This is a genomic window from Paenibacillus sp. FSL R5-0701 (assembly GCF_037973995.1).
In the GTDB taxonomy this organism is placed as follows: Bacteria; Bacillota; Bacilli; order Paenibacillales; family Paenibacillaceae; genus Paenibacillus.
On sequence record NZ_CP150230.1, the window covers coordinates 3,835,475 to 3,861,118 of the forward strand.

The following is a 25,644-nucleotide window of genomic DNA, read 5'->3' on the forward strand; positions in this document are numbered from 1 at the left end:
TAGTCCATGCCAAGGACAAGAGCTTCTATCGATTGCCGGAATGGACAAGAACATTGTCCGATTACCGTTAAGAAGTACATCTAAAGAATAAAGATGTAATTTAAATCTTAACAGGCAGCATAAATTTTGCACAGTTTTCAAATTTCTTATGGGACAAACAACTCGATAAGATACAAAAACGGGCTTTGAGTCACTTACAGCAAGACGAACTGTAAGAGGTAAGTTTCTGATTTGTTACAAGGTTAGCATATGTACAAGGTTGTAATTATATAAATTTCAGTTGGAAATGATGATTTCAGCCTGATGTAATGATTTGTAAAATAAGGTTATCAAAAAAGAACAAGGAGAGGTTCCCATGACAAAGCCAGACGTCACGCACCATCCACAGACATCAGGTTATAGCCATAAAATCAATGATCCATTCTGGTCGCATTATATTGAACTGGTCCGCAACGTAGTTGTTCCTTATCAATGGGAAGCGCTCAATGACCGTATCGAAGGAGCTGAACCAAGCCGGGCCATACGGAATTTCCGCATTGCTGCAGGGGATGAAGAGGGCGTTCATTATGGCATGGTTTTTCAGGATAGCGATGTTGCGAAATGGATTGAAGCAGCTTCGTACCTGCTCTCCGCGAAGCCCGACCCGGAACTTGAAGTCCTCGTGGATTCTGTTATTGAGACCATAGCTCGGGCACAGCAAGCCGATGGTTATTTGAACACGTACTTCACCCTGCGTGAACCTGGGGCGCGCTGGACGAACCTCGCCGAGTGTCATGAACTTTATTGCGCAGGACATATGATTGAGGCTGGTGTGGCGTACTATCATGCCACGGGCAAGCGCACGCTGCTGGATGTGGTTATTCGCCTGGCGGATCATATAGGCACCGTATTTGGTACAGAGCCGGGACAATTGCCAGGTTATGATGGACATCAAGAGATTGAACTTGCACTATTCAAATTGTATGAGACGACAAAAGAAGAGAAATATCTGGAACTGAGCCGTTATTTTCTGGATCAGCGGGGAGCGAGTCCGCATTTTTTTGTAGAGGAATGGGAGCAAAGAGGCCGTACCATACATTTTGGCGAGTTGGATATGGTTCACCGACACACGTACTCGCAGTCCCATCTGCCTATTAGGGAGCAGTCGACAGCAGAAGGCCATTCGGTTCGACTGGTTTACATGTGCGCGGCTATGGCAGATGTAGCTGCAAAAACGGAGGATACATCGCTGAAAGAAGCCTGTGAACGGTTGTGGAGCAACATCGTAAGCAAGCGAATGTACATTACGGGAAGCATTGGTTCATCAGCCAAAGAAGAAGCATTTACAGGCGATTATGATCTGCCTGGAGATACCGCCTACGCAGAGACCTGTGCTTCAATTGGCCTGATCTTTTGGGCGAAGCGCATGCTGCAGATGGAGCAGGATAGCCGGTACGCAGACGTTATGGAGCGAGCCCTGTACAACACGGTGATTAGTGGAATGTCTCTGGATGGTCAACGTTTCTTCTATGTGAATCCGCTTGAAGTCGATCCGAAGATGCAACGTGTAAATCCTAATTATGCCCACGTGCGAACACGCCGGCAAGGGTGGTTTGGTTGTGCTTGCTGTCCGCCGAACATTGCGCGATTAATTGCCTCATTGGATCAATATGTATATACCCCGGCTGTGGAACAGGCTGCGTTGTATGTACAATTGTACATCGGAGGGGAAGGGGAATTCACACTTGAGGGTAGGAGAGCAGCCCTAACCATGGACTCTGACTATACCTCCACTGGAGATGTGAAGCTGATCGTTCGGCCTGATTCCCCAGAGGGAATGCAGTTTACGATAGCTCTGAGAAAGCCGGACTGGTGCAAGATTCCCGAGCTGTGGATTAATGGGGAGAAGAGCGAACAGGATGGTTTTACTTTTGAATACGGTTACATAAAAGTGAACCGTTCGTGGAAAGCCGGTGATGAGATTAAACTTCACTTCCCTATGGAGTTGCTGCGGATGAAAGGGCATGATCACATCAAAACCGCTTTCGGAAAAGTAGCCATCCAGCGGGGACCGTTTATGTACTGTCTCGAAGAAGTCGACAATGGCCGCGGATTGCATCGCATTCAGCTGCCCCGGGATGCCGAGTTTCATATCGGTAGCGGGGAACAGATGCCTCTGGGGGTTCCGGATCTTACAACCATTGGGCAGAGAATCGTATCCCAAGAAGACTGGGGAATACATCTGTATCGCAGTGATGTTCACTGGGATATACAGCCTGCCGAGCTTCGGTTCATTCCTTACTTCACTTGGGCCAATCGGGATGAAGGAGAAATGAGCGTTTGGATTCGCGAAAGCGAATAAGAAGAAGTCTACTCGTGCTGCTGTAAAAAGGTATGCAAAAGGAAAGCGCCCGATAGACCCACAATACGCGCTGTAGGATAACGCGATCTTTGATGAGCGGACACTTTTTTCACGGCATCAGTTCTGATTGAGTCAGTTTATTTATCTGAGTTGGTAAACTTGCTGCGGAAGTTGGAAGGAGAGATGCCCTCTTTTTTCGAGAAACAGGAAGAGAAGTAGGATACATGATTAAAGCCGATCTCTTCGGCGATGCGAGCAACGGACCAGGCGGTTTGCAGCAGCAGCTTTTTGGCCTGTTCGATTCTGTAATGCAGCAGATATTCCATGGGTGTCATGCCATACACTTTCAGCATGCTGCGTGCGAGATAGTTTGGATGGTAGTTAAGTTCCTTTTGCAGCATCGGATTGGAGATCGGTAGCGGGTAATTGTGGCGGATGTAGAGTTCAACTTTCTCGGCAATCCGGATTGCGGCAACGTCTAACAGTGAAGACAGCCCAAGATCCAGATGCTGCATAAATTGCTGGAAGGTCGCCTGTCGTTTCCAATTGCGCAGGGACTGAGGCTCCTGATCAAGCTGAGAGAAATGCTCCAGCAGTTCCATATCTTTGATTGCAATGTGCAAATGTTTGGGAATGAAGATGGAACAGACATCACAGTGGTTCAGATATGCGCTCACCTTATGTGTCTCGATTAGTTCGGCTTGATTGGCGAGACATTCGTCCATGTTGGCAGACTCTCTCCAGCTGCCAAAGGTTTGAAAATGAATCCAGATCATTTCCGTTTCCGCCTTACAGGTTGCGCTGCCGTAATGATGTCCATCCGGCTTAAGGATCAGTGCTTCTCCCTGGTTCAGAAGCCATTCTGTCCCGTTCTCGCTAATGGCGAGCGAACCGCGTGTAACAACAATTAGATCAAAGACACCGATGTCACTGCGGCTAATGTGATATTCACCGGCTTCGTAACAAGCACGTCCGCAATCAATAAAATAGGGAATGGGCGGGGTAATGAAATGAAGGATGGGCGAGTCCAATCCGGCACCTCCGAACAGGTTGAAATATTTAAAATTCATGTTGGCATCGAGAATTTATTTTTTATGATACAGCAAGTAACATAGAAAATAAAGCGCTTACGAAATTCAGTTTTAACCTTCAACGGATTCAGGTTTAGAACCTTATCTTCACTCTCGTGCTGGTTGTGATGATGATTCCAATGGAAATTATTATCCTGCCCCTGTATGGCTACACGATATAGGCTCCACGTAAGTGGAGTAACGGTTATAGGATTCGATTATCTTAACAATCGACTTAGAGATTCTACTTTAGACGAAAGAATGAACGTCATTTTCGATGGATCGGTCAAAGGTATTTCGTAGAAGAAACTATACTTACCGGTTTAAGAGAATTAAACCCCTAATGGATATGATCACATATATACAGGAGGTTATAATGACAATGATTTCGAAGAAGTGGAAGCCGCTCATGATCGCGCTGCTCCTGGCATTTTCAAGTCTGCCGCTGCAGGTTAGCGCTTTGCCTGCGGCCGCGACGGCTGCAGTAAAGACCGGTATCTCCAATGCCAGCCTGTCCGCCAAAGTTGGCGACTTAGGTCAGATTGAGGAGCTTTATATCAACAACAATCCTACCAATAAACAGGGGAAGCCAATCAATTTCGTCCTGCCTAACACTACATCGCCGCAGAATGGTACTCAGCACCAATGGATGGGAGAAATGATCTTCTCTTACCGTACGGGTGCCAATGGACAATTCCCTGATAACAGGGACGGCTTTGTAGAAGTTGATGCCAATAAAACATTGGCTGCCGGGGGATCTACACAATATTCGACCATTAATCCGGATAACCCCTATATGAACAAGACCGCATCAGCAGACGGCAAGAAGGTAGAAGTCAACTTTATTGGACAGAACCTAGACTCTACGGGCCAGCGGGTAATGAAGGGCTTCGATGTGAAATCCGTTTTTGATATGGAGACCAATGACGGTTCACTGCTTTGGGAAATTACGGTGAAGAACAAGAGCAATCAGTATATCGAATTCGGAGATATCGGCTTGCCAATGCCTTGGAATAACAAATATCAGACCTTATCCGATACCTATGATGACCGTGTGACAGTGCATAATTTTGCAGGTGCTGACAGTGGATATTCTTATGCCATCCGCACCAGTGGTGAGGGAAACTTTATGCTCTTCACTCCGGTGCCGGAAAGCGGCGCTCGAATCGAGTATGTGGATTATTGGATGCATGAAGCAGGAGAGCGACGTGCTGCAGACACCTTTAAGAACTGGACAGGAGACAGTGGCGGCTGGTATCCGGGGCTGAACGTGCTTTATATTCACTCCAAAGAAATCCAAAAAACGGGACGCGGGTACTTTACTGATGCTTCCAGCCTCGTCCTAGGACCGGATGAGTCCAAGACGTATAAGTTCAAATTCTCCGCAGTCCGTGGAGGCGACAATACGCCGCAGGAAAGCGCCCAAAGCCCAAATAATAGTTCGACCTCGATGGAAGACCGTGAAGCCAATCTCCGGTCCATCCTATATAAATCAGGTATGATTGATGCCGTAGCGGTGCCGGGCTTCCAGACAGCGATCGATATGCCTGTCAAGATAGACCTGCACTATGACGACAGTATCGTTGATGTACAATCCATCGATATTCAAAATGTGGCAGAGAATGATCCGTTTGACGAAGCGCATATTCCGGATATCAAGCCTGGGAAGAGCAGAAAGGAAATGGTTGATAACTCGCGGGCCGAACGTGGACTGCCTGACGGGAACCCCGGCTACAACGAGTCGGTTGAGTTTGTGGAGACCAAGATCGTAAATGGTGAACAGCATCATATTTATTCACTTCAGTTTGATTCGATCGGCAACAACAGTGTGCGTATCGAATATAAGCTGAAGGACGGCAACGAATGGGTGGATAAATTCACTCAATTTGAATTCAATGTTCTAGCCGAGCTGGATGCAATCTCGGATGCCCATTCCGAATTCATGGTCCAGCAAACACAGGATAAGAATCCGGAAAGTCCAACTTATGGTAACTATTTCGACTGGTATCTTACAAGCGGCATCGATCTAAATACAAGCCATTGGGGAGATGACTGGAGCCATGACAACATCAACTTCATGACGATGAAGAACTATCTGGCTCCCAATCCCGATGAAATTCGCTCTATCGAGACATTCCTGATCGACTTCATGTGGGAACGATACATGAAGAATACTCAGGATAGCTACATCGTTGCGAACTGGCTGAAAGATTCTGGAGCGTATACCGACAAAGATAAGCCTTATACACGTACCTTCTCCGAAATCATGGAAGCTACCGGATTTTTCAACATGTACCGGATTCAGAAGGCTTATCCTAATTTGATCGAGTACCGGGAATCGCCTCAGTTTTATCTGGAGAAAGCTTATAACATCTACTATAAGCGCGTTTCCACCGGGGCCATCGGATTCTATGGCGAGCAGCAAATCCCGGATATGATTGAAGCACTGAAGGAAGAGGGGATGCAGAACGAGTCAACCAATCTGCAGAAGAAGTTCGCCCTCGACAAGGGACGGAATATGACCAGAGCCACTTATCCTTACGGATCGGAATTTGAATATGACAATACTGGCGAAGAAGGGGCTTATGCAGCAGCGAAGGCTCTGCGCACGTACTATCCAGCAGACGCGCTTACAGGTGCAGCTGAGAAAAGTATGGAAATGGCCGATTGGAAAACACGTGCTATGCGCGGGATTCAGCCTACCTGGTTCCATTATTCCGTGCCCGTTTTCCGCGGCGGTGAAGGCTGGTGGAATTTCCAATATACTGCGTCTTTAGCAGGTTACATTATGGATGACTGGCTAAGGTATGAGAATGATGGCAGATCGGTGGAGCAGAAGGCCATTGCACAGCAGCGCAATTATGCCGCTAAGATTTCGAATTTCAATGCCGTCAATATGGGACAGATTTCGGCTAATTCAGTTGGCGGTACCTCTTGGAGATATTCGATGTATAAAGGAGGCACAGGTACGAAGGACGTATACGATGGCGGCTCACGCCTCATGAGTAACGGCTGGAATGATTTTTCGGGCGAATCAGAAGAAGGCCTCTATGGTTCCCTTCTCAGTATCAGCTCCGATATTGTTACAGATCCGATATTCGGGCTGTTCGGTTATGGAGCGCTGGTAACTGTCGAAGGAGATAGCTACAATATTACGCCGAAAGACGGTTTCGGCAAACGGATCAATCTGATCGATGAGAAAATCTATTTGGAGCTGGAAAGCGATAAAGTAGAAAGCGCGCAAATTCAAAAAGATGGTAAGGGTTTTACTCTCCAGCTCCTGAATCCATCAGGGAAAGAGCATACTTCACGGATTTTGTTCGATGGAGTGGGGATCGAGAATGGCTACTATACCATGAAGCTGAATGGTGCAGCTGCCGGACAGTTCTATGTTCAGAACAATGAAGGCGTTGCCATGTTTCAGATGGGTAGCGTGCAGCGTGCTGAATTGATCATTGAAAAGTCAGCCGGCGGTGAAAATGAAGCTCCGCAAATTACTGTAGAGCTGGCGACACAACATCCACAGGCGTTGATTCCATTTATGCTGAATGGGATTGTAACCGATGACGGCGCGCCGGAAGGAACTCTGTCTTACCAATGGGAAGTGGTCAGTGCCCCAGAAGGCGCCAAGCTAACCTTTACTCATCCGAAAGCAAGCATTACACAGGCTACGGGTACCAAAGCAGGCTCATATACGGTTAAGCTTAGCGCAAGTGATGGACAACTGACTGGCTCCAGCCAGGTCATCTTCGAACTGGCTTCACCGCCGGATAAACAGCCTCCAGCAATTGGCCACGTAACTGCGGTTCAGGATGTTGCAAATAACAGTATCGTGGTATTGTCCGGGGAGGCCATTCCTGACCCTGTGCATAGCGAGGCAGAAGAACCCCAGTTGAAGTACACTTGGGCCGTCAAGCAAAAGCCTCAAGGTTCAGCGGACATTTCATTTGTGGATGGTGACAAAACAGCAGCCTATGCGCGTGTAAGCATGGCAGGCACCTACGTGTTTACCTTCAGTGCGACAGACGGAGACAAGAAGGCCAGCAAGGATATAACGATAGAGATTAAGGAAGATACCGTTGACGTTTACCGGGCACTCAGCGTTGTCACCAAGAAGGATATTGAACCAGAACTTCCTAGACAAATCTATATTCTGTCAGAGGAAGGGTATTTAGAGCAGGAAATCACTTGGGATGCTATAGATCCAAGCGGCTATGCTAGTGTAGGCCAATTTGAAGCCAGAGGAACGGTCAATGGCAGTGCCTTGGAGGTTTGGGCTACCGTACATGTCGTGAATACTGAGCTTCAAAATGCGGCGCTGACAGCCAAGGCTTCCGCTAGCTTCTCTGGTGGCGACGGATATCCGGAAGCGATGAATAACGGCATTGAACCTAAAAGCTCGGCAGATTTCTCGCCGAACCGTGGTGCCCCCAACAGTGCATGGCATAACTGGGGTAGAGAAGGAGATCCAGCATGGGTGACGTATGAATGGGATCAGCCATTCCTGGCCTCATCCATGGATGTATATGTATTTCAAGACAACGGCGGGAACTTTCGTCCAAAGGATATACAACTTATGCTTCGCGGCGAAGATGGGAAATGGTACACCCCGCGGGACATAAAGGGATTGGGAAATGAACTTAATAAATACAATACGACTACCTTTGAGCCCGCATATATTACAGGTGTTCGTATGGACATGAAGCCTTTCGTTAATGGCAGCGGTATTCTGGAATGGAAGGTATACGGCTATACCGGAGCGGTAGATAAGTCAGAACTGATCAAGGTCTATAACTATGTAAATACATTAAATTCTTCGAACCTTGCAGATGCATCTGTCTTGCGCCAATAGAAGCGGCGAAGACAGATGCATCTGCTGTGATCAAGAATATGAATGCCACAGACGAAGAAGTTAGCCTGGCGCTTGAGAAGCTTTTGATGGATTTGCGTCTGCTCAGTCCGAGAGGCGGCAATATGGCCTTCCTCGCAAATGCTTCTTCCAGCTATACCTCTCCTTGGGAGAGTTTGGCTGCAGTAAACGACGGAAAGAAAGATGGCAATAACATTTTGCATTGGGGAACCTGGGGCCATGAGGGCGCAGAGGAGTGGGTGCAATATGAATGGCCGCAGGGTGCCACCATCCGGAGTTCGAATCTGTTGCTGTGGTCAGATGCCGGCGGAATCAAGCCGCCTACCCAAATTGTATATTCCTACATCCCGGCGGATAGCGGAACTGATGAATGGATAACAGCGGGAACGATTACGGAGGGAATCAAAGTGGTTGAACATACTCCAGTGGAATCCTCCAATCCGTACACGTTTGACTCGGTGCTGAATGTAAAAGCACTGCGGGTTACCCTGACCAAACAATCGCGGGCAGGCGATAACGGTGTAGGCCTATGGGAATGGGAAGTTCACCAGGCCATACCCAGTCCTGATCGTGAGGCTCCAGTAACACCGGCCGGTATGGCACCGTCCATTCCTGATGGAGATGACGGCAAACTGATTGGTGTGACAACAGAAATGGAGTATAAGAAGGAAGGCGAAGAAGAATATATTGCAATTGCAGGAATTGAGGTCACAGGTCTCACCGCCGGTAAATATTATGTCCGGTATATGAAGACCGGTTCGCTGAGCGCCAGCCTGGATAAGGAAGTCTTTATTCCGGAAGCGCAGACACAGGAGCAGGTTGCACCCGATGAGAGTGGGTGGGTAATCTCACACGCCAATTCGGATACCGGCATAAAAGGCATAATTGAGGGTTTGAATGATACGATGGAATACCGGAAGCTGGGCGAAGAGGACTACACGCCTGTTACAGGTTCAAGTATCAACGATCTGGAGCCTGGCAGCTATCAGATCCGGTATGCAGCCACAGACATCCTTAAGGCAAGTCCGCCGGTAACCGTGGACATTCGCAATGAAGCCAGGGCAGACAGAGAGGCACCAACAGCGGAAGGACTCGTCATTACACCGCCTACAGCGGCAGGCGGGAATGATGGCAGAATTGAAAATATGACTGTCGATATGGAGTACCGAAAGGCGGATCAAGGTGGTTACATGCCGGTTAGTGGATCCCGCATTGAAGGCCTCGAGGCCGGCAGCTATGAGCTCCGGTACGCCGGGACGGATATGAGCAATCCAAGTCCTGCTATCCTGATCGTTGTGCCTGACGGAACCAAGCAGGAGCAAAGTCCGCCGTCCAGTGCAGAGGTCAAGGCTGTAAATGTCAGTGCAGCTGGGGCCAAGGATGGTAAGATCACTGGTGTAAGTCCTGTAATGGAATATCGGCTAGTAGGAGTGGACGCTGGCAGCTGGAATGCGATCACAGGCACAGAGGTTACAGGTCTTGGCAACGGAATTTACGAGGTAAGATATAAAGAGACGGCAACTCATTATGCGAGCCAATCCCTTACTGTCGTTATCAGCAATCCAGTCATCAATCCGAAGCCTACGGAAACACCGCCGTCAACGGATGCACCTGTGTCAGTGACCACACCTTCACCGGTTCCTGAAAACATCAAAGTCGAAGGGAATTGGATTAAGATTGTGGCACCAAAGTCGGATACCAAAACCGGTAAAGCTAAAGGAGCACCCATCCGGCAGGAAGACCTTAATAAGGCTCTGGAGCATGTAAAGTCGAATAGCAATAATATTAAAACAATTATGGTGGATATTCCGAAAGCAGAGGGAGCCCATTCCTATGCGGTTGAGCTTCCTGCAGCTGCACTAACCGCAGAGCATGCCAACATCAAGATCGAGATTAATACGGAATTTGGAACCGTTACCGTACCTTCTAATTTGCTGAAGTATGTATCAGGTGCCAAAAGTGTGGAACTGACACTGAGCTGGCTAGATACGGCAAAGCTACATTCAGAAGTAAAATCCGTAACAGCCAGCAGACCTGTTATTGCATTCGCTGTTCAACTAGATGGAGAAGAAATGGTAGCCTTGAATACACCGGCTGAAATCAGACTGCCTTATGCTCCTGATGTTGAAGAATTGGCCAATTCCAAATACCTTACAGTTTCGTACGTGGCTGCGAATAGTACATTTGTTCAGTTACTGAATGGCAAATACGACAGTGCTCTACAAGCCATGGTTTTTCCAGCGTCAAACACAGGTCAATATGCAGTTGTGTATACAAAGAAGTTCTTCAATGATGTCATCAAGGATTCGTGGTACGCACCAGCGGTTGAAATAATGGCGTCCAAAGGATTCATCGACGGGACATCAGCAACAAGCTTTAGTCCTGGCCAAAAGGTCACAAGAGGTGAGTATCTAGCCTGGTTGGTAAGGACACTGGATCTCAAAGCAGAGTTAAACACCACCTTCAGTGATATGAAGCGAACAGACCTTTATTATGAGGAAATCGGAATCGCCAAAGCACTCGGGATCGCCCTGGGCACGAACGGCAGCTTCTATCCGGAAACGGAAATTGCTAGACAAGATTTGGCTGTGCTGACCATGCGGGCTTTACGGGCAGTGGGCAAAACCGAGCAGACCCATACAGCTGAGGATCTCAAGAGATTTACAGATGCGGCAAATGTAGCAAAGTACGCAGTTGATGACATGGCTGCAATGGTTAAAATGGGTTTCATAAACGGGCGAAGCAATGTCACCTTGAGTCCTGCTGGAACGACAACCAGAGCAGAAGCTGCTCAGGTTCTGTGTAAGATTTTCTTGCAGCTATAATTAAAGAAACCGACCTTGATCCTGTTTTATGCAGGAACAAGGTCGGTTTCTTTTTCAGGGAATGCTTCGAGCATGATGCCTTGCCAATGTTAATTACCCCATACCTGGAAAAGCTTAAAAATCTACATTATCCCATTGAATCGGCGTAGTCAGGTTGAAATTTGCGGTTCATCTACAGGCTGTCGTCCACTTACCACAAGCATAATTACAGCAACAATGATAAGTATAAAGCAGAAGATAAATGAGTATCGGTAACCCACAATGCTGGCTACTCCACCACCAACAAGACTACCAATCAGCCTGCCGATTGTGGATGAATTCGAATAGAGTGTGGAAGCATATCCCGGCATACTAGGTAGCAGGTCCTGAATGTAGCTAATTCCAATCGCAGAAATGACGGCGACAAAAACAGCGAGCAAAATTTGTGCTGCAAGCATTTGCCACATCTCGTTCGAGATAAGGATAACGAAATAATAAGCTCCTCCAAAAATAGCCCCGCAAAACACCAAGATTCGGTTACTATACTTTGCACTAAGTAGACCGAGTACAATCATAAAGGGAATTTCCAGCGCAGCACATATACTGCTGACTAAACCGACATGACTTGTCGTTCCCCCAAGATTGTTTGTAATAAAGAGAGCCGTGTTTATGGTGCTCATCCAATGAGCCGTATACATGAGTATCATAATGAGAAAAGGAATTAGAATATCCCGGTTTTGAGCCAGTCGGAAACTTTTTATATTCGCTTCAGCATTACTGCTCTTCATTTCTGTGTTTGATTTGAGAAACAGGAAAACAAGCAGAGCTACGAGCAGGAAAGCTCCGATCGTTCCCAAAAAAATCCCCTTAAATCCAATAGCAGTGAGTAATAAAGTGCCGATTAAAGGACCTGTAATAAAGCCGAGAGAGAAAGCAGAACGCAAGGTAGAATTAGCAAACGCACGCTCCGTAAAATGACTCTTTATCACTGCTTCTCTAGAAATAGCGAACAACTGGGGCATCCCTAGTGCACCAAGGGCAGTAAACACAGTCATGTAAATGAACAACATCGGAAAATCTTGAATGAACAAGTATCCACTAAAGGCCAGGACATTAGAGAGAGTAGAGAAAAGATAAACGCTCTTCCGATTCAAGCCGAGGTCAGAACGTCTCCCGATTAGCGTACTGATCCATATTCCTGCAATTAGTGTAACAGCTAGATAAAGACCAAACATTCCAATAGATACGCCAAGCTGTTCCGTGAAATAAATAGATAAAAAGGGGGTACTGAGTGAAATGCCCATTCCCTGTAATGCCATACACATAAAGAGTAAAGCATACGAAGGAATGGAAAATAAGCTGATGAATCGATTGATCATAGTGTAAAATTACTCCTCAGAATTTGTTGTTGTGTAACCACCATGCATGACCTTGCTTTATCTCGTCTAATTGCATTTTACTGGTGAATTCTTCACATCCACTTTGGGAAGCTAATAAACGCTCACATTCATGGCTGAATAGAATCAATCGTACATCTTTATTATGTACTAAATGACAACACAAACAATATAACATTCGTGCCAAATGCTTGCCTAAACCTACCATAGACTCGTGTGAGTATACAGTAAATTAAAGGCAGTTCCCGGAAAAAGGAGGTTCCCTTTTCACTATCAACAGGTTGTTATTAAGGAAATACATAGTCATTTCTAAGACAGTACATGTGGAGCATGATCCAAGGCCTCATTCTGCTGTAAACTATGCTTGAAGCCACCAAAAATCCATTTTACAAGATAGGGGGATGAGCGTTAAAGTTAACGCAATTAAAGACAGGCGATAGATTTAAAAAGATGAGGTTTTAAAACAAATCAGGTGTACTCAAATCAGCTTTAATTTTGTTTTATAACATACACAGATGCGAACTCCCTAAGTTACCATATTGTTGTTAGAAACTTTTTCTAAAAAATGTCCCTTTAGAACTACCTAGTTTGTTATGCATATATCAACTTCATCGCGAATACCTGGGAGGTGTCTTAAAGAAACATGGATGAGGAAACCGAATACAGAATTAAAAGAGTACAAGCGGGCGAAATTCAGGACTACGTTAAGCCTGAGGTTTATTTCTCCGCCTGGCTCTACAAATTGGCCTATCATCACTACATAAACATAATCCGTCGAAAAAAAATGCAACAGAAATGGAATTTCAGATTAATGGCTCATGATCAATCTACCATTAGTCCTGCAGAAATGCTGGATAGCCAACTCTTTAACGAACCACTAAGCCGGGCGCTTGAGAAACTAAATGTAGTTGAACGGAACCTATTGATTCTGCGTGTTTTTGAAGAAAAATCGTTTGCTGAAATTGCTGGAATTCTGAATAAAAGTCCCGATGCCAGGGATAAGGAAACTAATTACGTTACTTACCATCGAATTGGATGGAGGGACGCTAGGTAAAGAGGATCTGGTCAAAATAGCTGAAGAGATGATTACATCTCGTTAGTGTTCTAAACAACAAACTCAAATACAAAGTAAAGAGTGAGTACAGATTATCTAAGCAACATTCGCCGATCTCAGTCGGAGAGCACTTTTGTTCAACATTAATAATCTTTCTTACCCTTGAATACAATCCATAGTAACAATAGAAGATTTGCTTGGCTCCAACATGGATGCTCCACCTAAATAGGTATCCCCGAAGATTCCTTTTTGATAAACTTGGCAAAAAGTTGACTTATAGATGGGATATCTAACTACAATTCCAGTTTTTTGCCGAGGAAGGAAATTCACCGGAAATGGGCGAAAGCTTTACAGTCGCAAGTCAGTTATCAAGATTCGCAAAAAGGTAAGAAACTGGGGAGAATTCCAGTGTAGACCGATTCGTCGGAGCGATTCTCCATTTCGTCCACAGGTGTGTATGGTGACGCTATCCTAAAAGTTTACCTAAGAACGGCAGGAACGACCTATTCGTGGTCAGAAGAGGCACAATGAACGCGTCTAATTTTTCAAGCTAATACGCGCTTTCCTCCTTTTCTGCACACCCTCATATTCGATTACAGCAAAAGGCCACCCGCAATCATTAAACTGTACCCTATAGAGTAGATACTTTAAAAAAGTCTCTCTATGGGGTATTTTTGTTATATACCATGTACGAGACAAGGACGGAGAACGATTAATGAGTAAAAAAACATTTACAACCGGCGAAGTAGTGCAACTTGCTACAAATCCCTATGTGAAGTCTGTTTCGACCAAGGGAATCACTTATACGGACGAGTTCAAACAACTCTTTATTACATTAAATCAGCAAGAAAGGCTGCCTAGAGAGATCTTTGAGACTTGTGGATTTGACGTTCAGATCATTGGAATGACTCGGGTCAAAGCCGCAGCCGACCGATGGAGAGCCAGTTACAACGAGCAAGGGGCTATAGGCTTACAAGATACACGAGGCAAACATTCAGGAGAGTCTCTAAAACGAGAGTTAACCTTGGCAGAAAAGAACGCGAAACTCGAAGCGCAGATTCACCTGCTCCAAGCAGAGAATGAACTCTTAAAAAAGATTCGCCTGGCCGAACGGGGGTGGAACCACGAGTAAAACTAACGCCTAGCCTTCGATACAGGTTAATCCGAACCGTGATTGAGAAATACCATCTTCAGCGAATGGTAAGTGTTCTGTGTGAGACTGCTGGGGTCTCCAAAAGCGGATATTACCGATACTGGAGCACTTCAGCCATTCACAGACGCACGAAGAAGGAACAGGTTGATGAGGAAATAGGTGTGTACATTCGTCAAGCCTTCCAGTTTAAGAAACGTAACAAGGGCGCTCGTTCCATTAAGATGACGCTGCAAGGACAATTTCAGATCATTTGGAATCTCAAGCGCATCCGAAGAATCATGAAAAAATACGACATTGTATGTCCTCATCGACGAGCTAATCCCTACAAACGAATGATGAAGGCAACCCATGAACATCGAACCATGCCTAACCTGTTACAACGCAACTTCAAACAAGGCATCCCGGGCAAAGTACTTCTAACAGATATTACATACTTAAGTTACGGCCAAGGGAAACGCGCCTATCTGTCCACCATTAAGGATAGTTCCACCAATGAAATTTTGGCTTATCATGTGTCGGAGCGAATGACGATGGATCTGGCGACAAACACGTTGCTTCACTTACAGAAAAATCGCAAATTCAAGAAGAGTCGTAATGCCTTCATTCATTCCGATCAAGGTACGCATTACACTCATCCGGATTTTCAGAAGAAAGTGAAACGGATGGGGCTTGGACAATCCATGTCAAGACGAGGAAATTGTTGGGATAACGCACCGCAGGAGTCGTTTTTTGGTCATTTTAAGGATGAAACTTCCTTAAAGAGCTATGCCACGTTAGACGAAGTCAAACGTGAAGTTAAAGCCTATATGACCTACTATAATCACTATAGATACCAGTGGAACCTAAAAAGGATGACCCCTGTACAATACAGAGATCATCTTCTTGAAGCCATATAGTTTTTTTTAGAAATGTCCTTTACATAGGGTACAGTTTATCATTTGCGCCAGCGGCCTTTTTTTCTTGGCCTTGTTGTGCGGCGACACAAAACAAGAAGCAAAACGCGAGCAATAGGTGTATATTTCCAATATAATCAAATAGGCGGGAATTGTACATTTTTTCGGGGAAAGATCTTTATTATGTGTATAGGAAAGAATAAGCGGGGCTTATACAATAACATTAGAGATTGTAAACGCTTGCTTTGAATTCTGAGGATGCAATCAATGAATTACCGTAATCGCTGGATACTTGAGCGCTATTCTGAACCTAGCGCGGGAATGCCTACATGCTGGACGATGAAGCGCCTCCCTTGTTGGCTTGCCTCAGCCAGCTGCTTCACCGGCGTCTACCTGGGGCTGCGCGCCTTGGGCAACGGTACAGAGAACACCAGCCCTAATTATGAAGGATTCTATTATCCAATACCAAAGGAGATGCCTTATGAATCAACAACAACTACCTAAGCCCCACCAGCCACTCGTAACCCACATCTTCACTGCGGACCCGTCCGCCCATGTCTACGAGGGCAAAATCTACATCTATCCTTCCCATGACCTTGATCATGACGAGCCGAGCAACGATAACGGCGACCAGTATAAAATGGAAGACTATCATGTCCTCTCGATGAACAACTTCGATTCCCCTGTGGTCGATCACGGCGAAGCGCTGCATCTGAGAGATATTCCGTGGGCCTCCAAGCAGCTCTGGGCACCGGATGCCGCTTATAAAAACAATACCTATTACCTGTTCTTCCCGGCACGGGACCATGACGGCATCTTCCGTCTGGGTGTGGCAACATCAGAGTCTCCGGCAGGCCCGTTCAAACCGCAGCCGAATTATATGGAAGGCAGCTTCAGTATCGATCCAGCTGTACTGGTGGATGACGACAATCAGTCATACATCTATTTCGGCGGACTCTGGGGCGGACAGCTGGAGAAATGGCAGACCGGCAGCTTCATGCCAGATGCAGAAGGACCGGGTCCTGACCAGCCAGCGCTTGGACCGCAAGTTGCACTGCTTAGTGACGATATGCTGTCCTTCCAGGGCAAGCCTGCCGAGATATCAATTGTCGATGAAGACGGGAATCCGATTCTGGCCGGGGATGAGGAACGGAGATATTTTGAAGGCCCATGGATGCATAAATATAACGACTATTACTACCTGTCCTACTCTACAGGAACCACGCATAAGCTCGTATATGCGATCGGCAAGAACCCGATGGGACCATTCACGTTCAAGGGCGAGATTCTCTCTCCAGTTATCGGCTGGACAACCCACCACTCCATTGTGCAAGTTGAAGATAAGTGGTATCTGTTCTATCACGACAGCTCCCTGTCGGAAGGCGTCAACCACAAGCGCTGCGTTAAATATTCCGAACTGAAATACAACGAAGACGGAACGATCCAGAAGATCAATCCTTATCCGGGTGGCGAGTTAGCGGAAACAGATAGGATTACAAAATAAGGCATAACATGAGGCAGCTCCTGACGGGGCTGCTTTTTTGATAGGAGGATCAGTTGTGTTACTCAAACTTGGAGAAAATCTCTGCTGAACAAAGAATATTTTACTGTGAGACTATGTGTAGAACAGTAGAAAATGATTCTTTCTATTGAGGACCATTACCATTAATCATAAGAGATCACTTTTTATTGATTGGTTTAGAGTTGCAGGAGAAAGGAGTGTAGAAGTTTCCAATTTACAATGAACGATTCTATTTAATTCTTGGGTACGATTGACAATAGTAGATTGCATATGTAGCATTTGAATAGTAACAATTAAACGATCATAACTAAACGGAGGGATTTTCCATGGCTAAAGTAAACGTAGGCGAAGAGAATGCACAACCAATTGAACTGTATTACGAAGATCATGGCGAGGGGAAACCCATCATCCTTATTCATGGCTGGCCTTTGAGTGGAAGATCCTGGGAGAAACAAGTACCTATCCTGATTGAAGCGGGCTACCGTGTTATCACGTATGATCGTCGTGGTTTTGGTCAGTCTTCCCAACCTTGGGATGGTTATGACTACGATACTTTTGCATCTGATTTACATAAATTGATTTTGCACCTCGATCTGCGCGATGCTACACTGGTTGGGTTCTCCATGGGAGGCGGCGAAGTAGCTCGCTATATCGGAACATATGGAACGGAACGGGTTTCCAAAGCTGTATTTGCAGGCGCTGTTCCTCCTTACCTGTATAAGTCCGAGGACAATCCACAGGGAGGATTGGACGATGCAACGATTGCTGAATTCCAAAATGGGGTTAAGGGTGACCGTCTAGCCTTCTTGGATGGATTTACAAATAACTTTTTCGCTGCAGGAGATCGTACAGACCTTGTGAGCGAGCCGTTCCGTCTATATAACCGGGATATTGCTGCTCTGGCATCCCCTAAGGGTACCCTGGATTGCATTGCTGCCTTTGCTCTTACCGATTTCCGTCAGGACCTGGAGAAATTCAATATTCCGACCCTGGTTATTCATGGCGATTCCGATGCCATTGTGCCGCTTGAAGTCAGTGGACAACGTACACATGAATCTATCCCTGGCAGCCGGCTTGTTGTTGTAGAAGGTGGACCACATGGCTTTAATGCGACACATCCTGAAGCATTTAATGCAGCGTTGATCGAATTTCTGAAGAGCTAAGCTTTGATTAAAACTGGTTAGAAAAACATACGAAATAAAAAAAGAGCAGGACACCCTTTTGGAGTAGGGGTGTCCTGCTCTTTCAACGATTACAGAAATTCGACTGTATCATGTTGTTCCCGGACAATCCTGGTTGTATCAACCTTGTTGTGCAAGGAAGCGACCGCTTCTTCACTCCATGACGTACTAAAAACCAAACTCAATGTTTATTATCAACGACTTTCCATACTGAAACACTGTCTGAAATTAATAGTACTTTGTATACGCCAACTAACCTGTATATTCTCATGAAGAGAGCTTCGTTCGAAGATAGAAGAAGACCACCTTAACCCTAAGTTTGATAATTAATCTTAATCTAAGGCCAGGACATATGCATATATAAAAATCGAAGAGGTGAACAAATTAAAATATTTCCATTATATATTGCATGTACTTCAACAGCTGAGCTTAATACCGTTACTGAGTATGTAAATATGTCGAGGGGCAAGAACATGGTCCCTTCGAAGTCGCTATTTTAGCGACTTTTTTATTTTATCGGTACAAGTTCTTGTCCCAAGCCAAGGACAAGAACTTGTACCGATTGCCGGAATGGACAAGAACATAGTCCGATTACCGATTAGGCATAAACCTAAACGGTTCTTTTCCTCGTTAATTCATTAAGCTATACCAGCTAATAGCTTGTCAAGATTACCAGTAAAGTGATACTAAATCATGTGGTATAGTTAAAATGAGCATGCCAAATAACCCTCCAATTTCCGATTTGTCTTGGAAGGTTATGCCAATAGTAATCTTTTAAATTGGACGAAATTCCTTTTTGTTTTTCAAGATTGCATAGAGCCAATGGACGAGCTTATTTGCACATGCGATTAGAGCTACTTTATGTGGTTTTCCTTCTGCTCTCTTGCGATCATAGAACGCTTTGATTCGCATATTTCGCGAGCGTATAAGCCCACACTGGACAGCCATTACCAGGGCGTAACGCAACTGCCTAGAACCGCGTTTCGTGATTCGGTTTCGAGTTGCTGTAAATTTACCCGAAGCAAAGACACTCGGGTCAATGCCTGCAAAAGCCACCAGCTTTTTTGGGTGATCAAATCGGTCGACTTCTCCAATTTCAGATAAAATTGTTGCAGCAATTTTATGCCCAATACCGGGAATCGACTGAATTAATTCATACTCTTCAATTTCTTCAGCGAGAGCATCTATGTTCTGTTCCAGTTCAGCAAGATGCTCTTGGTACTGAAGAATAAGGGTAATAAGAACTTTCAAATTGATTAAGTGGCTTGCATACATGGTTTGCTGAAATGGGTTTTGCTTCGCCGCGTGTAGCAGTCGCTGAACCCGTTGGTTAATCCAGCCCTCTGAACGCCCCCGTTTCGAAGAAAGTAGTTCTTTCATCTTAGCTTTGAGTGTAATTTCATCCGTCTGTAAAACTGAATATGAGGTTGGAAAATTACTTAAAAACCGTAGTGAAATACGGGAATACATAGCTCCAAAGACGCCTTTGTAAGCTGGGAAAACCTGATCTAAAACGGCTTGGAATTGCAGCTTCGTCTGTACACACATCTTTGAAAGGGACTCATACTGTCTTGTAAGATAGCGTAGATTGAGAAGTTGCACACCTCTTTTCTTAAAAGGTTCAAACTCTTCCTTGTAGTACAACTCTCCTAATAGGTAAGCGTCCGCAGCATCCGTCTTTACTTTACGAAGTTGAGATTTTCTAAGCCGATTTGAGATGAGCGGATTAATGACAATGTAAATGTAGTGATGTTCTTCTAAGAACTGAACAACGGGACTTTGGTAATGGCCGGTTGCTTCTAGAATAAGCAGAGGCCGAAGTTTGGATGTAGTCTCAACATCCTTCAAAACTTGATGTAAAATTGCTAGGCCATCACGAGTGTGCTCGAACTGGAATGTCCCTCTGAAGGGCTTTCCGCGTGCTAAAAAGGCTTGTCCATGGCTTTCTTCTTTTGAAATATCTAGACCGACAACTGGATTCATTTCATCTCTCCCTGTAAGTTTAGATTCACCGGCATCCCTAAGGTTCTTCTGTCGCTCCATAGCATCGCTTGTTATACGGGATCTTACGTCCCAACCAGCCTCAATCATGGTCATGACAAGTAGGGCGAACACTATAGCACTCGGGATCAAGTCCCACGGGCAGGTACGATCGACCGGACTACCTTAATCCTCTATGCAAATGAAAAAAGGATCAACCAGAAAGAACTGGTTGATCTCATAATACGAACGGGCAGGTTAGCTTAATAGGAACGTCCTGTGTGGTGAGCTGCACCTTTGGGCACTATGTATGAAGCTGCGCGGATCTCGTCCGGATCGGAGAGAGCAGTGGCGTGCCGGTCGCCTGTTCTTCAGTTGTTCTGTGAAAATAAAGTTGTAGACTGGCAGCCGGCATTAGCCAATAGGCAGGATAACGGAACCGTTAGATGGACTTATTGTTCTCATATGATACAATATATCCCAGAAATATCTGTGGGTTAATGAAAAGCGCTGATGAATTAATAAGAGACCAGCACAAAAAAGTGGTAGTTTATGGATATGCAATAGTCGCCGAATGGAACTTGGTACTAAAAGGAGGCAGGACACATGCTAGAAGAACAGGAAAAATTCGGGGGAGAAGGATATAACAGGTCGTACGCAATTGCTACGGGTATGCCGATTTTGAATCTTAGGGGTAGCATACCGCGTGAAGGTAACGGCCAACTACCTTTTCCGTGGGTGACAACGGGCATCAGGATTGATAAAGAGCAGATGTTGGAAACCGTTATGAAGCAAAAGACACTCGAGTATTTGTTTAATATGCAATTCAGTAAGGAGGAGATGACCGACCGTAATTTGGTTGTAGGCTGTTATGAATACAGGAATCCGAATGACAAGGAACAAATATTGCTATATGCGCTGGTTTCGTTGAAGGAATTTCTCGCGAGATACGGCGATGAACGGGCATCGGAGATTCTGATGCGAGTTGGCTGCACATACGAGAAGATTATGGAGGAATGCGATGAAGCCATTGAAGAACACTTTGCAGTGTTGCGCCGGTCACTTCATTTAAAGAATTTGAGGGACAAATATGATGTCGTTTACGAGTGGAGTGAAGAGGAAGGGGTAAAGACGTACATAATCAGATACACCAAATCGAGTTATACGAAGATTAAAGCTAACTCATTCGATGAGTTGACCAAACTCTATGATGAGCAACGGAAGAAGGATGCAAAGAAGACGTTCGCGATTCTGGAACCGTTAGAAGCATTTATGCAAGCCTAAGAAAACCGCCCCTTTAGGCCATGAAAGATAAAATAGCAGGATTGAAAAACTGCTGCGGTCCTGTCGAGGGACAAGAACATGGTCCCCATTGAAGTCGCTATTTTAACGGCTTTTTTATTTTATCGGTACAAGTTCTTGTCCCAAGCCAAGGACAAGAACTTGTACCGATTGCCGGAATTGACAAGAACATAGTCTGATTGACAATTAGATATATATCTAAACATTGATCACATGCACTTTAAACTTCATTAAGTACCATAACACATAAAAATGTTTATATTGTTATGGACAACTGATCAAAGAGAGGTTAAACATGGTTGGATGGGTATTAAAAAAGCGAAATATCAGACTGAAACTTGCTGTTGAGGACAAGAACATGTTCCTATTTCCGGTTAGACGCATAACTATTCGTCATCTTGCCCTTCAATTCATTAAACTAACGGGCATGTTAGCATAATAAATTATCTTCATTTAGTGAAAACTATCCTTAAAAATCTGGGGATGAGGGTTTCAGAAATGAAAAGATTTATGGGATCATTGCTAACAGTCATCATTTTCTTGATGGTAATCCAGCCCATTTGTGCAAAGCCAAACGATGAATCATTGAAACGGCTTGTACTTACTTTGTTAGCTCCAAAAATACAGGAACAGATTAACCACTACTACAAAAATAAATTAACTGTATCACCTACGTTTACGCCTTTTTTGGATGGAACTGATGTAGACGTTAAATATCATTCTTCACATATTGATGTTCAGGTTAAAACTATCCCGTACGTAGGACCTCATTTAAATGTTGGACTCGACTCAATGAGGTTTAGTATAGATAACTCGGGATCAATAGTGGTTCTTGAGTATAAGCATATAAGGGATTATGACTTGCCTCCTAACTGGCAAGAAATTATTAAAAATCATTGAACTAACAAAGAAACTATAGCTCAATAAAGGCCCTTGTTACGATGGGCATTTATTGAGCTTACCAATGGCATTTGGCTAGGAAAATATCAGAGTGCTTCTTTTACTTTTTTTTTATATAAACATCTATCTTGTGTTTTTTGGCGAGTATTTTATATGGATCATATGTTTAAGAGTGCTTTTTACCTCAGGCCAGTCGTTATCCGTAATGCTATAAAAAACATTGTCATGAAATCTACCTTGAGTATCCCGCCTATGCTTCCTAAATATGCCTTCTTTAGTTGCCCCAATCCGTTCTATCGCTCGCTGTGACCTTATGTTATAGCCGCTGATGGAAAATTGCACGCGGACTAGCGCTAATTGTTCGAAGCAATAATTTAACAGTAAAAACTTACATTCCGTATTTACACCTGTACGCCAGTAAGTTGGTGTTAGCCATGTCCAGCCGATTTCCGCATTTTGATTGATCATATCAATATCTCCGATTCTAGTGGTTCCAATAATTTTTTCCGACATGAGTTCGACGATGACGAAAGGGAGTTGGGTGCCATGAAGCTGGTTTTGTATGGCTTGTTCGATTAAATGCTTAATATCATCAAATGTTGCATTTTTTCTCCAAGTAAATTCCCATATGTTTGGATCCATCAGTGTTTCAAGTAAATCTTCTTTATGTTTAGATTCTAGGGGTAAGAGTTTTATTGTCTTGCCTATTAAAGTAACATTTTGATTCATGTCATTTACACCTCCGATTCCATTGTGATTCATTATCTTAACGTGGTGGGATTAGTATATATTTATTGGTATCGACGTTGAATGCATTAACCGTTGAATTATTGTACTTTCATGCATCACAAATTCTCTACAGGTGTTCTATTAAGTTCAACTAACGAGCAGGATAGTTTAGTGAAGGTGGAGGATAAATTCAGATAGAATTCAATAACAAAACCAAGTTAACTTAATAAATTTTAGTTAAAAAGGGAAGATCAATGTTGAAACGAATGCCCTTTGAACGTCCAACGGAGCATTATGACGAACAAATTTGTGAAATGTTAAAACTTCGGAAGCAGCTTTCAAATAACAATCCTGGTTTCCCGCCATTTGAATATATCTTTAAATGGGCTGAAACTTTTGAACTTTACGAGAATTTTCTGAAAAACGTTTTTGGAACATTGAATACCAGATAAGACATCAGGACTTGAATTAATGATCATAGAATATTGTAAGCCATTCAGTGACAAGAAGACGGGAACAAAGATTGTCTTTAGACTGGAATAGCTTCAACGAGCATCGATTAGTCTAACGTAGAAATGTTAGCTTAAAGCATCCTCGTGATCAACTGCGGTTTACAACTAGTGGATGATAATAGGGATCGTTGCAGATTTGCTGACGATCCTTTTTATATACCTTTAGGGACGGTAGAGAACGAAGAAATTATATTGGAGTGATAATGCCTGCCTCATTAAGCCAACGGGCAGGTTGCTTCAATCATGCCGGCAGTATCTTTTAGAAATCCACAAAGGCAGGAAAGTGTAGGAATTGTGTGGAATAAATATACAACTTTATCTTATTTGGAGGTTGTAAAATGGCGTTCCCGACACATATTGTATCTGCAGGCGGAATTGTAGAAGATGGAACTGGAAATATCCTTTTAGTAAAAGCTCATGACGATGGTTGGGTGTATCCTGGTGGAATAACTGAAGTAGGAGAAAACCTGATTGATGGCGTCATTCGTGAAATCAAAGAGGAAAGTGGAATAAATGCCACGGTTAGCCATTTGATTAGTGTTGTTTCGAATACAGCAATCCATAAGTGGTATGACGGTGTGACTGATGTCCCTACGAAGGTCATGTTTGATTTTGTGTGTAAAGCTGTGGGGGGAGAGTTAGCTACTTCTAATGAAACGAGCGAATGCAGGTGGGTACCAAAGGAAAATGTTCTGGATTTGATTACTTTACCTGGAATCCGCATGCGTTATGAAGCTTATTTGAACTTTAACGGATCTGTGAATTATATGGAGTATGTAACTGCGTCAACGACAAAATTTGATGTCAAGTTTCAAAGGAGTGTTTAGTTGTACGAGGGATAGTGTATTGAACTAACGGGGAACGGATAGCTCAATACAATTAAATGAACAAAAAACAGCCGATAACTGAACTGCACCCCATTTGTTAGACACACTAACAATGGAGGTGCAGTTTTTTTGCTTAAATTCAGTTTACATGAGAAATTGAAAGCCATTCATAGATATCAGAATGGTGCTGAAGGAGTCAAAAGTATTGCAAAATCATTACGGATAAATCATGAAACTTTACGTATGTGGATTAGGCAATACGAATATCACGGCGTCAAAGCTTTTGAAAAGAGCTATACAGCTTACACTAAGACATTTAAACTAGACGTACTCACCTATATGAACGAGAATGGGACGTCTCCAAATGAAGCTGCGGTCATATTCAATATACCCTCTCCTGGGATTATTAGAAAATGGCGTATTCAATTCAATGAGAATGGAATGGACGGCCTGAAATCAAAGAAAAAGGGGCGTCCACTCATGAAAAATACGAACAAAAATATGACGAAGAAGCTAGAACCTGCCGATGAATCAGTCGAAGTTCTACAAGCTGAATTAGAACGTTTACGTATGGAAAACACTTATTTAAAAAAGTTGAATGCCTTAGTTCAAAACAAGGAAAAATCACCAAACAAGACAAAGCGCAAGTAGTCTACGAATTAAGGCTTGAATTCCCGGTGGTTGCGTTGCTAGCGTTCGCTGAAGTCCCACGTAGCACCCTATTACTGGGTGAAACAGTTTGACAAGCCCGATCTAGACGCAGACCTGAAACTCCTTATTCAATCCATTTACGAGGAACATCAGGGGCGTTATGGCTATCGTCGTATCCGTGATGAACTAGTTAATCGTGAACACCGAGTTAACCATAAAAAAGTACAGCGTATCATGAAAGAATTAGGCCTGAAATCAGTAGTGCGTATAAAAAATATCGTTCCTATAAAGGAACAGTGGGTAAAATTGCACCAAACGTACTGGATCGTAACTTTCAGGCAGAAAAACCAAATGAGAAATGGGATACCGATATTACGGAATTTAAGTTGTTTGGAGAAAAACTTTATCTATCACCTGTTCTAGATTTATTTAACGGTGAAATTATCACTTATTAGAAC

14 protein-coding genes and 1 pseudogene are annotated in these 25,644 nt (G+C 44.2%); 11 read left to right on the forward strand and 4 right to left on the reverse strand.

Annotated features, from left to right (window positions below; translation table 11 throughout):
* Positions 1-355 precede the first annotated feature (355 nt).
* Positions 356-2,341, forward strand: coding sequence for a beta-L-arabinofuranosidase domain-containing protein (locus MKZ13_RS16915; RefSeq protein ID WP_339176869.1), 1,986 nt, complete (start codon positions 356-358; stop codon positions 2,339-2,341).
* Positions 2,342-2,478: 137 nt separating this feature from the next.
* On the opposite strand, the gene MKZ13_RS16920 is transcribed toward MKZ13_RS16915, so the two are convergent.
* Positions 2,479-3,411 carry a helix-turn-helix transcriptional regulator gene (locus MKZ13_RS16920; protein WP_339176870.1) on the reverse strand — a complete coding sequence of 311 codons (933 nt, stop codon included), beginning with the start codon at positions 3,409-3,411 and terminating at the stop codon, positions 2,479-2,481.
* Positions 3,412-3,787: 376 nt separating this feature from the next.
* Between MKZ13_RS16920 and MKZ13_RS16925 the strand changes: the two genes are divergently transcribed.
* The gene (locus tag MKZ13_RS16925) at positions 3,788-8,263 is read left to right on the forward strand and encodes a DUF5695 domain-containing protein (protein WP_339176872.1); all 4,476 of its coding nucleotides are present in this window, start codon (positions 3,788-3,790) and stop codon (positions 8,261-8,263) included.
* A gap of 26 nt (positions 8,264-8,289) precedes the next feature.
* On the forward strand, positions 8,290-11,106 hold the full coding sequence (locus tag MKZ13_RS16930; RefSeq protein WP_339176873.1) for an S-layer homology domain-containing protein: 2,817 nt from the start codon (positions 8,290-8,292) through the stop codon (positions 11,104-11,106).
* A gap of 149 nt (positions 11,107-11,255) precedes the next feature.
* Here MKZ13_RS16930 and MKZ13_RS16935 read toward each other — a convergent pair whose 3' ends face one another.
* Positions 11,256-12,464, reverse strand: coding sequence for a sugar efflux transporter (locus tag MKZ13_RS16935; RefSeq protein ID WP_339176875.1), 1,209 nt, complete (start codon positions 12,462-12,464; stop codon positions 11,256-11,258).
* A 661-nt stretch (positions 12,465-13,125) separates the two neighbouring features.
* Here MKZ13_RS16935 and MKZ13_RS16940 point away from each other — a divergent pair.
* The 4 genes from MKZ13_RS16940 to MKZ13_RS16955 all read left to right on the forward strand — a co-directional run bounded on the left by MKZ13_RS16940 (position 13,126) and on the right by MKZ13_RS16955 (position 18,267).
* On the forward strand, positions 13,126-13,536 hold the full coding sequence (locus MKZ13_RS16940; RefSeq protein ID WP_339176876.1) for a sigma-70 family RNA polymerase sigma factor: 411 nt from the start codon (positions 13,126-13,128) through the stop codon (positions 13,534-13,536).
* Between the two features lie 715 nt (positions 13,537-14,251).
* Positions 14,252-15,585, forward strand: a protein-coding gene (locus MKZ13_RS16945) for an IS3 family transposase (protein ID WP_339176877.1) whose coding sequence is annotated in 2 segments (ribosomal slippage) — positions 14,252-14,654 and positions 14,654-15,585 — 1,335 coding nt in all. Because the reading frame shifts where the segments join, the coding sequence is not laid out codon by codon here.
* Positions 15,586-16,063: 478 nt separating this feature from the next.
* Complete coding sequence (locus tag MKZ13_RS16950; RefSeq protein WP_339176878.1) at positions 16,064-17,086, forward strand: glycoside hydrolase family 43 protein; 1,023 nt, start codon at positions 16,064-16,066, stop codon at positions 17,084-17,086.
* Positions 17,087-17,430: 344 nt separating this feature from the next.
* Positions 17,431-18,267, forward strand: a complete 837-nt coding sequence (locus tag MKZ13_RS16955; protein ID WP_145148156.1) for an alpha/beta hydrolase — start codon at positions 17,431-17,433, stop codon at positions 18,265-18,267.
* Between the two features lie 792 nt (positions 18,268-19,059).
* Here the strand turns inward: MKZ13_RS16955 and MKZ13_RS16960 are convergent.
* Positions 19,060-20,268, reverse strand: a complete 1,209-nt coding sequence (locus MKZ13_RS16960; protein WP_339185407.1) for an IS110 family transposase — start codon at positions 20,266-20,268, stop codon at positions 19,060-19,062.
* Positions 20,269-20,871: 603 nt separating this feature from the next.
* On the opposite strand from MKZ13_RS16960, the gene MKZ13_RS16965 reads away from it, so the two are divergent.
* Together MKZ13_RS16965 and MKZ13_RS16970 are read left to right on the forward strand one after the other, a co-directional pair.
* Complete coding sequence (locus MKZ13_RS16965) at positions 20,872-21,549, forward strand: hypothetical protein (protein WP_339176880.1); 678 nt, start codon at positions 20,872-20,874, stop codon at positions 21,547-21,549.
* 516 nt (positions 21,550-22,065) lie between these two features.
* A complete protein-coding gene (locus MKZ13_RS16970) occupies positions 22,066-22,467 on the forward strand; it encodes a DUF3888 domain-containing protein (protein ID WP_339176882.1) in 402 nt (133 codons plus the stop codon).
* Between the two features lie 123 nt (positions 22,468-22,590).
* Here MKZ13_RS16970 and MKZ13_RS16975 read toward each other — a convergent pair whose 3' ends face one another.
* On the reverse strand, positions 22,591-23,196 hold the full coding sequence (locus MKZ13_RS16975) for a GNAT family protein (protein WP_221821467.1): 606 nt from the start codon (positions 23,194-23,196) through the stop codon (positions 22,591-22,593).
* An 850-nt stretch (positions 23,197-24,046) separates the two neighbouring features.
* Here MKZ13_RS16975 and MKZ13_RS16980 point away from each other — a divergent pair.
* Both MKZ13_RS16980 and MKZ13_RS16985 read left to right on the forward strand, forming a co-directional pair.
* Positions 24,047-24,535 (forward strand): NUDIX domain-containing protein, encoded by a 489-nt coding sequence (locus tag MKZ13_RS16980; protein ID WP_339176885.1) that lies wholly within the window; start codon positions 24,047-24,049, stop codon positions 24,533-24,535.
* Positions 24,536-24,664: 129 nt separating this feature from the next.
* A pseudogene (locus tag MKZ13_RS16985) lies at positions 24,665-25,638 on the forward strand (IS3 family transposase); the annotation flags it as partial.
* Positions 25,639-25,644 lie beyond the last annotated feature (6 nt).

Bases quoted from the DNA above. Each gene is read 5' to 3' on its own strand.
- MKZ13_RS16915 (WP_339176869.1), top strand. From the start codon at position 356: ATGACAAAGCCAGACGTCACGCACCATCCACAGACATCAGGTTATAGC.
- MKZ13_RS16920 (WP_339176870.1), bottom strand. From the start codon at position 3,411: ATGAATTTTAAATATTTCAACCTGTTCGGAGGTGCCGGATTGGACTCG.
- MKZ13_RS16925 (WP_339176872.1), top strand. From the start codon at position 3,788: ATGACAATGATTTCGAAGAAGTGGAAGCCGCTCATGATCGCGCTGCTC.
- MKZ13_RS16935 (WP_339176875.1), bottom strand. From the start codon at position 12,464: ATGATCAATCGATTCATCAGCTTATTTTCCATTCCTTCGTATGCTTTA.
- MKZ13_RS16940 (WP_339176876.1), top strand. From the start codon at position 13,126: ATGGATGAGGAAACCGAATACAGAATTAAAAGAGTACAAGCGGGCGAA.
- MKZ13_RS16950 (WP_339176878.1), top strand. From the start codon at position 16,064: ATGAATCAACAACAACTACCTAAGCCCCACCAGCCACTCGTAACCCAC.
- MKZ13_RS16955 (WP_145148156.1), top strand. From the start codon at position 17,431: ATGGCTAAAGTAAACGTAGGCGAAGAGAATGCACAACCAATTGAACTG.
- MKZ13_RS16960 (WP_339185407.1), bottom strand. From the start codon at position 20,268: ATGAATCCAGTTGTCGGTCTAGATATTTCAAAAGAAGAAAGCCATGGA.
- MKZ13_RS16965 (WP_339176880.1), top strand. From the start codon at position 20,872: ATGCTAGAAGAACAGGAAAAATTCGGGGGAGAAGGATATAACAGGTCG.
- MKZ13_RS16970 (WP_339176882.1), top strand. From the start codon at position 22,066: ATGAAAAGATTTATGGGATCATTGCTAACAGTCATCATTTTCTTGATG.
- MKZ13_RS16975 (WP_221821467.1), bottom strand. From the start codon at position 23,196: ATGAATCAAAATGTTACTTTAATAGGCAAGACAATAAAACTCTTACCC.
- MKZ13_RS16980 (WP_339176885.1), top strand. From the start codon at position 24,047: ATGGCGTTCCCGACACATATTGTATCTGCAGGCGGAATTGTAGAAGAT.